The sequence below is a fragment of the Ruegeria sp. AG7 genome, assembly GCF_056541545.1.
Window position 1 is genome coordinate 1 of the sequence record NZ_JBQFYP010000032.1, and the last position, 10,270, is coordinate 10,270.

The 10,270-nt window shown below is 62.6% G+C and carries 9 protein-coding genes and 1 tRNA gene; 5 read left to right on the forward strand and 5 right to left on the reverse strand.

All coding sequences use genetic code 11. The annotated features are described in order from the left end of the window. Positions 1–34 precede the first annotated feature (34 nt). Positions 35–111: transfer RNA gene (locus ACR0BF_RS19890), tRNA-Met, on the forward strand. 461 nt (positions 112–572) lie between these two features. Here the strand turns inward: ACR0BF_RS19890 and ACR0BF_RS19895 are convergent. From ACR0BF_RS19895 to ACR0BF_RS19910, 4 genes are read right to left on the reverse strand one after another with little or no spacing between them, the layout of a single operon-like run. Next, positions 573–1,205, reverse strand: a complete 633-nt coding sequence (locus ACR0BF_RS19895; RefSeq protein WP_480608200.1) for an amino acid synthesis family protein — start codon at positions 1,203–1,205, stop codon at positions 573–575. A gap of 12 nt (positions 1,206–1,217) precedes the next feature. Continuing rightward, entirely contained in the window at positions 1,218–3,329 is a 2,112-nt protein-coding gene (locus ACR0BF_RS19900; protein WP_480625637.1) for a CoA transferase, read from the reverse strand. Continuing rightward, positions 3,326–4,132, reverse strand: coding sequence for an alpha/beta fold hydrolase (locus ACR0BF_RS19905; RefSeq protein WP_480608194.1), 807 nt, complete (start codon positions 4,130–4,132; stop codon positions 3,326–3,328). Before ACR0BF_RS19905 ends, ACR0BF_RS19900 begins: the two co-directional genes overlap by 4 nt. Further along, positions 4,132–4,623 (reverse strand): RidA family protein, encoded by a 492-nt coding sequence (locus tag ACR0BF_RS19910; RefSeq protein ID WP_480608191.1) that lies wholly within the window; start codon positions 4,621–4,623, stop codon positions 4,132–4,134. The genes ACR0BF_RS19905 and ACR0BF_RS19910 overlap by 1 nt, the downstream gene beginning before the upstream one ends. A 57-nt stretch (positions 4,624–4,680) precedes the next feature. On the opposite strand from ACR0BF_RS19910, the gene ACR0BF_RS19915 reads away from it, so the two are divergent. The 4 genes from ACR0BF_RS19915 to ACR0BF_RS19930 are packed head-to-tail and all read left to right on the forward strand — an operon-like array spanning position 4,681 to position 8,992. Further along, positions 4,681–6,162 carry an aldehyde dehydrogenase gene (locus tag ACR0BF_RS19915; RefSeq protein ID WP_480608188.1) on the forward strand — a complete coding sequence of 494 codons (1,482 nt, stop codon included), beginning with the start codon at positions 4,681–4,683 and terminating at the stop codon, positions 6,160–6,162. Positions 6,163–6,189: 27 nt separating this feature from the next. Next, positions 6,190–7,224, forward strand: a complete 1,035-nt coding sequence (locus ACR0BF_RS19920) for an LLM class flavin-dependent oxidoreductase (protein ID WP_480625638.1) — start codon at positions 6,190–6,192, stop codon at positions 7,222–7,224. A 14-nt stretch (positions 7,225–7,238) separates the two neighbouring features. Then, entirely contained in the window at positions 7,239–8,042 is an 804-nt protein-coding gene (locus tag ACR0BF_RS19925) for a carnitinyl-CoA dehydratase (protein WP_480625639.1), read from the forward strand. Next, positions 8,042–8,992, forward strand: coding sequence for a 3-hydroxyacyl-CoA dehydrogenase NAD-binding domain-containing protein (locus ACR0BF_RS19930; protein ID WP_480608178.1), 951 nt, complete (start codon positions 8,042–8,044; stop codon positions 8,990–8,992). The genes ACR0BF_RS19925 and ACR0BF_RS19930 overlap by 1 nt, the downstream gene beginning before the upstream one ends. On the opposite strand, the gene ACR0BF_RS19935 is transcribed toward ACR0BF_RS19930, so the two are convergent. Beyond that, on the reverse strand, positions 8,958–10,043 hold the full coding sequence (locus tag ACR0BF_RS19935) for a GlxA family transcriptional regulator (RefSeq protein WP_480608175.1): 1,086 nt from the start codon (positions 10,041–10,043) through the stop codon (positions 8,958–8,960). The two genes, ACR0BF_RS19930 and ACR0BF_RS19935, sit on opposite strands and share 35 nt — an antisense overlap. Between the last annotated feature and the right edge of the window lie 227 nt (positions 10,044–10,270).

Here is a 10,270-nt window from a genome sequence, read left to right on the forward strand (position 1 = left end):
AAGTAGCCGAACAGGCAATAGACCACTAAAGTGTCGCGGGATGGAGCAGCCCGGTAGCTCGTCAGGCTCATAACCTGAAGGTCGTAGGTTCAAATCCTACTCCCGCAACCAATTTATCTCGAATTATCAAATATATAAATCGACGGTATTCCCGTACCGTCGGACTTTCCGCGTTTACATCAACGTCACATCAACGCCAAAACAGAAAACCAGGAACCGAGTGTACAGCCTCGTCCAGGATGTTCCTGCTCCCATGTAGAGGCGATCTGCGCGAGGTGTGATGGGCAGCTTTCTCTGCAGATAAGGGTAGATTTGCCATTGGGTCTTCTCCTCGCTTGCAGCATCATGCCGCCGTCGCGCGGGAAATCCACTTATCCAGCTGTTCAGATTTCCGGAACCACCTTTGTTCAACGCCTCTATGCTGGAGCTTCAATGCGACCGTATCCGCTTTGCGCCCGCAGTATATGAAGACAGGGGGTGACATCGCTGCCAAACAGGGCCTTTCCATCTGGTTCATGAAGGACGGAACAACCGAAGCGCGAGTCCTTCCAAAAATGGAAGCAACGCGAAACTCATTTCGGTTCCGCGTGCTTTTCTCTGGTCCCGATCCCGGCAGGGTCTTGTACGCCCCGACCCAAGGCAGCCAAATCGGAATACCGGTCGCCGATGCGATGATGCGGTCGCCCGCGCGTTGCTGCCCCGAGCGCGACCACCAGTTCGTCACAGGCGGGCGCGTCATAGATCGAAAACTGCACTGTCAGGTAATGCGAGCGGCGCCCTGTATCGTGCTTGTCCATCAGCGGGATCTGGATCTGCGTGTTGGCGGGGCCGCGCGTGTTGGTAAAGCCCAGATAGCTTTTCGCGCCCACAGCCTCGCGATAGAAATTGCCGAATTGCAGCGTGTGGATCAGCGCCGAGGCGTGTTCGACCTCGCAATTGGTGCCCGAGATACAGGCCTTGCCATAGGCCTCGATCGCGTCACCCGATCCGGCCAGCGCGATCAGGCGATCGGTCAGAAACTTGCCCAGAACCGGCGCCATGCGGCGGATCTCGGGCGAGAGATCCTCGACAAAGCCGCGCCCCGCCCAGGGGTTGGCCACCACCGCCGCGACCCCGATCATACGCAGGACCGGGTCGGCGGCGCGTCCGCCCTCGGTGTGAATATCTTCGTCGAAGGTGACGACTTTTCTCAGTTCCGGAAGCATTGGGTTCTCCTGTCAAACGGTGTATTCGGTGTGATCGGCAATCGAATGGACGATGCCGCTGCGTTCGGTGCCGTGGTAAATCCCGAAACTGCCATGGCGGTATTCGCGTTGATAGCGCGCCAGCATCGAGCGTTCGGTATCGTTGGCGACCTGATCCAGCGGCAGCGCGGCAAGGTCGTGATAGCGCATACCCTCGGGCGCGGCGCCGCTGACCGTGCCGTGGTAGACGATCGAATGCGCGCCAGTCTGGCTGTTCTGGAACACGGCATAAAGGTGGTCGAGCCGGGCGGTCAGGCCGCGACTGTCCATGTGCCGCACAAAGCCCGCGACCGTGTTGTCGCCTGTCGGCGCCTTGGGAGCCGTCAGCGTGCCTTCCGGCCTCTCCTCCAGCAGGATCCGCTCACCTTCGGCCAGGACAGCGGCGATGACCCCGTTTGCGTCCTTGGTCGCCGCGTCGGCCAGCCGGTTTTCCAGCCCAAGGTCGAAATAGGCGCCGTTGTGGAAACCAAGCGGTTTGCTCTCGGTCACGTCGTGGTTTAGCACGCGCCCAATCAGGATCAAGTGATCGCCTGCATCGACCAGCTTGTGACGGGCGCAGGCAAATGTCGCAAGCGCCCCGTTAATCAGCGGCAGCTCATGCGGGCCTGGATGCCAATGGGTGCCGGCGAATTTCTCGGTCGAGCGCGAGGCGAACAGGCCCGAGATCTCTTTCTGCGCATCCGACAGGATGTTGACCGCGAAATGCGGCGCCTGGACAAAGACATCGCAGCTATGTGCAGTCTTGGCGAGACAGACCAGCAGCAGCGGCGGGTCGAGCGAGACCGAGGTGAACGAATTGGCGGTAAAACCGCGTGGCGTACCATCCTCTTGCCGGGTGGTGAGTACCGTCACCCCGGTGGCGAACTGCCCGAAGGCGCGGCGCAGGTCGCGCCGGGCCTCGTCGTCGAGCGGCGCGCTTTCTGCCAGCGTGTCGAGGAGCGCGTCATGCTCGCCCAGCCGTGGCGGAGCAGGTAGGGGAGGCGCCGCCTGCCCGGCAAAGCGCAGCGGATTGGCGGCCACGGTCCAGGGGGCATGGCCGGGTTCGGGATGGGGAACATGTGCCAGCATCTGCCGCGCCACGACATGCGGATCGGCGGTGATATCGGCCACCGTGTTGAGCGGGCCAAAGGGAACCTGACCACCCAGCAAGCCGGTCAGGTCCGCCTTGTTGCGGGTGGCGGTCCAGCCCGAGAGGATCGCGTTGATCTCGCCCGCATGGGCGGACCTCCCCGCACGGGTGGAAAACCGCGCATCGCTGCCCAGGTCGGGCCGGTTCATGATCGCGGTCAGCTTTTGCCAGAAACTGTCATCGACAATGCCCAGTGCCACCTGACCATCGGCGGCGGGAAACAGGCCAAAGGGCGCCAGCAGCGGGTGACCGTTGCCCTCGGGGCCAGCTACCTGTCCGGTCATGTCATGCAGATAGACCATCCGCTCGCACATCGAGATCATCGCGTCATACATGGCGACGTCGACGAACCGCCCCTTGCCGGTCGCCTCGGCCTCGCGCAGGGCGGCGAGAATGCCAAAGGACATCATAATGCCGGCAAAGATGTCGCCGATGCCGGGGCCGACCTTGGTGGGCGTGTCGGCATCGGGGCCGGTCATCGCCATCAGCCCGCCCATCGCCTGCGCCACCACGTCATAGGAGGGCCAGTCGGCATAGGGGCTGGCCCCGGTGCGCGGGTCGCCAAAGCCGCGAATGGCGGCGTAGACCAGCCGGGGATTGGCCTCGGCGAGCGATTCATAGGACAGCTCGAGTCGGTCCATCACACCGGGCCGGAAATTCTCCAGCACCACATCCGCCGTTGCCGCCAGCCTGCGAAAGGCAGCCTTGCCCTCGGGCGATTTCAGGTTGAGGCGGATGCTTTTCTTGCCCCGGTTCAGGCTGACGAAATAGCCCGCCCAGTCATGGCCCGGATCGTCGGCGCGATAGGGGCCGTTGTTGCGGCTGGTGTCGCCGCTGCCGCCCTCGATTTTGATGACCTCGGCGCCGTGATCGGCCAGGAACATGCTGCAATAGGGGCCGGACAACATACGGCTGAGGTCCAGCACGCGTATCCCCTTGAGGAGGGTGCTGCTCATCCGGTCGTCTCCTTTGGCAGGCTATCCAGAAACCGGCGCAGCGGGGTGTTGACGGAGGCCGGGTCCTCGGCCAGTGCCATGTGGCGCAGTCCCGACAGGATCAGCGCCTGCGCGCCCTTGATCTCGGCAGCGATGGCGCGGGTCATCTCGGGGCCGTTGCCATAATCCTCGTCCCCGGTGATCACCAGCGCCGGGCAAGTGAGCGGCGGGACAGGGGCGGTGATCTCGTTGATACCCTCGGCCAGAACCCGGTAGATTCGGTGATAGACCTCTTTGCGGTTTGCCGTGACCCAGCCGCGCACGGTCTCCATCATCGCCGGGTTGGCCGCGCGGAAACCTTCGGTGAACCAGCGCTCCAGCGCCGCCTCGACCGTTGAGTGCGGACCCTCGTCGCGGGCCTGCTCGACCCGTGCCAGGATTGCGGCCTGCGCCTCGGCGCTGCGTTTATGCGGCGAATGCAGGATGACCAGCGCGCGCGCGCGGTCGGGGCAGTCCTGCGCAAACCGGCGCGCGATCATACCCCCTAGCGAAAACCCGGCGATGACCGCATCCGCGATACCGCAATGATCGAGCAGGCCCTTAAACTGGCGCGAAAAAAGCGACAGGCTGGGTGCCTCGGGTGGATCAACCGAGTCGCCATGGCCGTAAAGGTCATAGCTGAGCACGCGATAGCCATCGGCCAGCGCCGGGCTGGTCCATTGCCAGCAGGCCCGGTTCAGCCCCAGGCCATGGATCAGCACCACGCAGGGCGCATCTGCCGGGCCGGTAATCTGATAGGCGGTGCCGTCAGGTGCTACCGACATCAGCCCTCTCCCCCCAACGGCTTGTAGGCAATCACCTCGACTTCGACTCGGGCATCCACCAGCAGATCGCTGACCACGGCCGAGCGGGTCGGCGGGTCGTGCGGGAAATACTTACCGTAGACCGTGTTGAAGCCGGGGAAGTCGCTGCGGTCGCGCAGCCAGACCATCGCCTTGACCACATCGTCGCGGGTGCAATCGGCCAGAGCGAGGGTGGCGGTAATGTCGTCAAGCACGGCGCGGGTCTGCTCCTCGACTGACCCGGTGGTCATCGGCACACCGTCCTGCATCGGGATCTGGCCGGTCAGAAAGACAAAATCACCGGCCCGGATGGCGCGGGACAGCGACAGCACCCTGTCACCGATTTCGAGGGGTCCGCCGATCACCTGTTTCTTGCTGCTGGTCACGTTCGCATCTCCTTTTGCGGCCAGCCTGCCCTGATCCCCAATCCTCAGCTTAAGAATTTTCGACACATGGATGCCGATTTTTCGCACAACTCATCGCCGATTCGCCGCTTTGTATGAGACGAGAGACAAAAAGGGAGGACCAAGATGGCCGATATCCAGAGCTATCGGATGCTGATCGACGGCGCTTGGGTCGATGCCTCGGACGGGGCGTTGTTCGACAGCACCAACCCCGCCGACGGCAAGGTGTGGTGCCGGATCCCCAAGGCCACCGAGGCGGATGTGAACCGGGCGGTCGAGGCAGCGCATCGCGCCTTTACCTCGGGGCCATGGGCCAGAATGACACCGACCGAGCGGGGCAAGCATCTACGGCGGTTGGGCGATTTGCTGGCGGACCGGTCCGAGGAACTCGGCCGGATCGAGTCGGTGGATACCGGCAAGATGCTCAAGGAAACCCGCTGGCAGGCGAAGTACATTGCCGAGTTCTTTCACTTTTTCGCAGGCTGCGCCGACAAGGTCAGCGGTGAAACGCTGCCGATCGACAAGCCGGACATGTTCGTCTTTACCAAGCGCGAACCGCTGGGCGTGGTGGCCGCAGTGGTACCTTGGAACAGCCAGCTCTTCCTTGTCGCGGTCAAGATCGGCCCGGCCCTGGCGGCAGGCAATACGGTTGTCCTGAAAGCCTCGGAACATGCCAGTGCCGCGATGCTGGAATTCGGCAAGCTGATCGAAGAGGCCGGTTTCCCGCCTGGGGTCGTGAACATCGTCACCGGCCATGGCGAACCCTGTGGGCGGGCGCTAACCGGGCATCCGCTGGTGGCACGGGTCTCGTTCACCGGTGGGCCGAATGCCGCGCGCCACGTGCTGGAAAACGCCAAGCGCAACTTTGCCGAGGTCTCGCTGGAACTGGGGGGCAAGTCGCCCTTTATCGTCTTTGAGGACGCCAACATCGAAAGCGCGGTCAACGCCTCGATTGCGGGCATCTTTGGCGCCACGGGGCAAAGCTGTGTCGCCGGGTCCCGGCTCTACCTTCACGAGGATATCGCCGATGAGTTCCTCGACCGGATGGTGGCACAGGCACGCGCCATCGTGATCGGAGATCCGCTGGCAGAAGAGACCCAGATGGGGCCGCTCTGCACCACCGGGCAGCTTGCGCATATCCAGCGCGAGGTCGCCCATGCGCAATCCGAAGGCGGCACCGTGCTGACCGGCGGCAAACAGCCCGAGGGGCTGGGCGGCCTGTTCTACGAACCTACGATCATCGACTGCCCGCGTCAGGACCTGCGCATCGTCGATACCGAACTGTTCGGCCCGGTTCTGAGCGTTCAGCGTTTCCGTACCGAAGAAGAGGTTCTGGCGCTGGCCAATGATTCCGAACACGGGCTGGCGGCGGGGATTTTCACCCGAGACAGCGCCCGCTCTCTCAGGATGGCGGGCGCCGTGCGCGCCGGGATCGTCTGGGTCAACACCTATCGCGTGGTCTCTCCCATCGCCGAATTTGGCGGCATCAAGGGGTCCGGCTATGGCCGCGAAAGCGGGTTCCAGGCGATCTACGATTACACCCGGCCCAAGACGGTTTGGATGAACACATCTGACGAACCCATGGCCAACCCCTTTGTCATGCGCTGAGCGAGAGCCCGGAAAGGAACACGGACAATGAAATTCCAACTTGCCATCAACCTGGAACGGATCGACGACAGTCTCGACATGAACGATGTCGCGCGCCACACGCTTGAAATGGTGCAAATGGCCGAAGAGGGCGGTTTCGACATCGTCTGGGCCGCCGAACATCACGCCATCGAGATGACGATCGCGCCGAACCCCTTCCAGATCCTGACCTGGTGGGCCAGAGAGACCAGCAATATCAGGCTGGGCACGGCTGTGGCGACCGCGGCCTATTGGCACCCCATCAACCTAGCTGGCGAGGCTGCGTTCCTCGACCTGATCAGCGGCGGGCGGCTGGAATTCGGCATCGGTTCGGGCGCTTATCAGCGCGAGTTCGACCGGATGAAACCGGGGCTGAAACAATCCGATGCCTGGCGCTATATGCAGGAAATGCTGCCGGTGGTGCGTGAATTGTGGAAGGGCGATTATGCCCATGACGGCGAGTATTGGCAGTTCCCGACCTCGACCTCGGTACCCAAGCCGGTGCAGGCCGACATGCCGGTCTGGGTCGCCGCACGTTCGCCTATCACCTATGACTACGCGGTGCGCAACCGTTGCCATATCAACTGCTGGCCCTTGACCCGGCCCTTTGCCGAGGCGGAACTCTACAAGCAGCAGTTGGACGAGGCCATTGCCAAGGCCGACAACGGCTGGTCGCCCCGTTTCGCGTTGATGCGCCATGCCTGCATCTATGACAATGCCGCCGACCGCCAACAGGCGCTGGACGCGATCCGGCGACTGCTGTCGCAATTCGAGAACCTGTTCCGCAATGCCGGTGACGTGTTCAATGGCTTCCCCGCCGCGCTGCCGCTGGACCAGATTGCGGGCCGCGAGCAATACGACCCCGAGATGCTGGAAGAGAACCTAATGTTCGGCTCGCCCGAAACCGCGATTGCCAAGCTGAAACGGTACGAGGACCTGGGCGTGAACGAGTTCATCTATTACGCCTCGATGGGGCTGGATCATGATGCGCAGAAACGCTCGCTGAGGATGTTCAGCAATGAAGTCATGCCGGAATTCCGGTGATGGAGGAGACCCCGATGAGCGAAGGAGTCAGCACCCGCCGCGATGGCCATGTCCTCGAAGTCACGCTGTTTCGTGGCAAGGTCAACGCCATCGACGTGCCGACCAGCCAGGCACTGGCGACGGCGTTTCAGGAACTGCACGAGGACAAGGAATTGCGCTGCGCGATCCTGACCGGTGGCGGCGACAAGATCTTCAGCGCGGGCTGGGATCTGAAGGCGCTCAACGCGGGCGAGATGCAGCTTGATAACTGGTGGGAGAGCGACGACTACGGGTTCGGTGGCTTTACCGGCCTGACCGAAAACTGGTCGCTGAACAAGCCGGTCATTGCCGCGATCAACGGTCTGGCTATCGGTGGCGGTTTCGAAATGGCGATGGCCTGCGACCTGCTGATCGCCGCTGATCATGTGGAATTCGGCCTACCGGAAATGCCGCTGGGGATCGTGCCGGATGCGGGCGCGCTGCAACGTCTGCCTAGGCGCATACCGCATAACATCGCGATGGAGATGTTCCTGCTGGGCCGCCGTATGTCCGCGACTGAGGCCGCCCACTACGGTCTGGTCAACAAGGTGGTGCCCAAGGAACAGCTGATGGATGTGGCGCGCGAATGGGCGGCCTCGATCGCTTGGTCGGCGCCACTGGCCATGCAATCGGTGAAAGAGGTTCAGCGCGAGATCGAATGCGTGCCGCTGGAACAGGCGTTCCACAAGATGCGCACCGACCCGATGCCGACCTATCGCAAGATGTTGAAATCCGACGATGCAGCCGAAGGCGTGGCCGCCTTTGTCGAGAAACGCGAACCCAGGTTCAAGGGCGAATGATGTATCCAGATTCTACCTCGATCACCCGTGTCGCCAGCATCGGTGGCGGCCCCATTGGCGGCGGTTGGGCCGCGCATTTTCTGGCACACGGCTATGACGTCACCAGCTATCTGCACGACCCGGCCGAGGAGGCCGCGTTTCGCACCATTCTCGATACCGCCTGGATCAGCCTGACCGCGCTGGGCCTGGCGCCCGGTGCCTCGCTCGACCGGCTGAGCGTCGTCCATGATCTCCACGCGGCGGTCGAGGGTGCGGGGTTCATCCAGGAAAGCGCGCCCGAGAATCTGGAGACGAAACAGGCGCTTTATCACCGGCTGGGGCGCATCGTGCCCGAGAATGTGGTGATCGGGTCCTCGACTTCGGGGCTGATGATGACCGACATCCAGGCCCAATGCAAAACACCCGGACGCACAGTGATCGGGCATCCGTTCAACCCGCCTTATCTGTTGCCATTGGTCGAGATCGTGGGCGGAGAGAAAACCGACCCCGCGGCGGTAGAATGGGCAGGCGAATTCTATCGGGTCGCGGGCAAGGAGCCGCTGATGATGAAGAAGGAGATCCCCGGCTTTGTCGCAACGCGTCTGCAAGAGGCGCTGTGGCGCGAGGCGCTGCACATGGTTGCCAATGGCGAGGCCACGCCCGAGGATATTGACGTCGCACTAATGAACGGCCCGGCGCCGCGCATGGTCAGCCAGGGGCAATGCATGGCGTTTCACGTCGCCTGCGGCGCTGGCGGCATGGCCACCAATCTGGACCAGTTCGGCCCGGCGCTGAAACTGCCATGGACCCGGCTCACGGCGCCGGAACTGACGCAGGAGTTGCGCGACCGCATGGTCGATGGCTGCAACGCCGTCGCCGGCGACCGGCATTTTGCCGACATGGCGGCACAGCGCGACCGCGAGATCGTCGCCGTGCTCAACGCCCTTCGCGCGGCACGAGCGGCGCGTTAGCGCGCCTCTCTCCCGAATTCAGCGCGTGTAGAAAATCCGACAGGGTGCCGGGCCAGGTCGGGGCCGATTCGTTCGAGGGCCAGGCCTCGCGATAATCCGACGGTCGACGGCCAAAGAACTTGCTGAACGAATACGAGAAATGTGACAGAGTGTTAAAGCCGGAGGCGGTGGCGATTTCGCGCACGCTGAGTTCGGTAGCGATAAGCAGGACGCGCGCATTCTGCAAGCGGCGTAGCAGGCCGAACTGAACCACGGTACAGCCTACATGTTTCTTGAACTGCCGCTCCAGCTGGCGCTGTGACACGTCCAGCGCGGCGGCGATCTGGGGCACGGTCAGCGGCTCTTCGATGTTGCGTTCGATTAGGGTCATCGCCTGCCGCACCAGAGGCAGGATCGATTCCGTCCCGCGTCCCATGGTCCGGCGCTGCGAGGAGGACCCCTTGCGGATCGGGTTGTGCAGCATCTGGTCGGCAATCTCGCCCGAGAAACTGGCCCCGTGCGACTGCTCGATCAGCCGCAGCATCAGGTCGACACCCGCCATGCCGCCAGCACAGGTCAGGATGCGCCCGTCGACGGTAAACAGCTGTTCGACCACGGAAATCTGGTCGAACTTCTCCTGGAAACCGTTGATCCACGACCAATGGGTCGTGGCTTCCTTGCCATCCATCAGGCCGGCACGGGCGACCAGATAGCAGCCCAGCTCGACCGCGCAGATGCGTTCGCCCTGGCGCGCGCGCTTGCGCAGCCACGAGGCCAGCGCCTTGTTCTGGTAATGCTCGCCCCCCCAACTGGCCAGCACAAAGACCTGATCGGCCGGTGCGGTCTGGTCCGGCTCGATATCCAGCTGAACCCGCACGCCATTGCTGGCGCCCAGGTTCAGCCCGTCGAACGATGTGACTTCCCACGAGAACAGCCGCTCGGACGACAGGTAATTCCCGATCCGCATGGTTTCGATCATCGTGATCAGGGTCGTCAGGTTGAACCGTGGCACCACCACAAAAACCGAATGGACCTGGCCTCTGTCCTGGGGGGGCAACAAGTCGAGTTGCATTATGCTTCCTGTCACTACATTTACTTGCATCTTATCAATATTTTTCGACATCGACACCTGAAATGCGGCGAATAATCGACAGATTTTGGGGGGATCGGGCCAGCACACTGGGAAAAACTGTCTGACGTCAGCGCCTACCGGACAGATTTAGGGGTTTGAGCAACGGAGGATTTCTGGTTCATCGAAGCCATTATGGAGCGAAGATGAATAAGAAATCCGGAACATCA

What these genes read in the sequence shown, in the direction of transcription:
- ACR0BF_RS19895 (WP_480608200.1), bottom strand. Translation starts at nt 1,205, where the DNA reads ATGCTTCCGGAACTGAGAAAAGTCGTCACCTTCGACGAAGATATTCAC.
- ACR0BF_RS19900 (WP_480625637.1), bottom strand. Translation starts at nt 3,329, where the DNA reads ATGAGCAGCACCCTCCTCAAGGGGATACGCGTGCTGGACCTCAGCCGT.
- ACR0BF_RS19905 (WP_480608194.1), bottom strand. Translation starts at nt 4,132, where the DNA reads ATGTCGGTAGCACCTGACGGCACCGCCTATCAGATTACCGGCCCGGCA.
- ACR0BF_RS19915 (WP_480608188.1), top strand. Translation starts at nt 4,681, where the DNA reads ATGGCCGATATCCAGAGCTATCGGATGCTGATCGACGGCGCTTGGGTC.
- ACR0BF_RS19920 (WP_480625638.1), top strand. Translation starts at nt 6,190, where the DNA reads ATGAAATTCCAACTTGCCATCAACCTGGAACGGATCGACGACAGTCTC.
- ACR0BF_RS19925 (WP_480625639.1), top strand. Translation starts at nt 7,239, where the DNA reads ATGAGCGAAGGAGTCAGCACCCGCCGCGATGGCCATGTCCTCGAAGTC.
- ACR0BF_RS19930 (WP_480608178.1), top strand. Translation starts at nt 8,042, where the DNA reads ATGTATCCAGATTCTACCTCGATCACCCGTGTCGCCAGCATCGGTGGC.
- ACR0BF_RS19935 (WP_480608175.1), bottom strand. Translation starts at nt 10,043, where the DNA reads ATGCAACTCGACTTGTTGCCCCCCCAGGACAGAGGCCAGGTCCATTCG.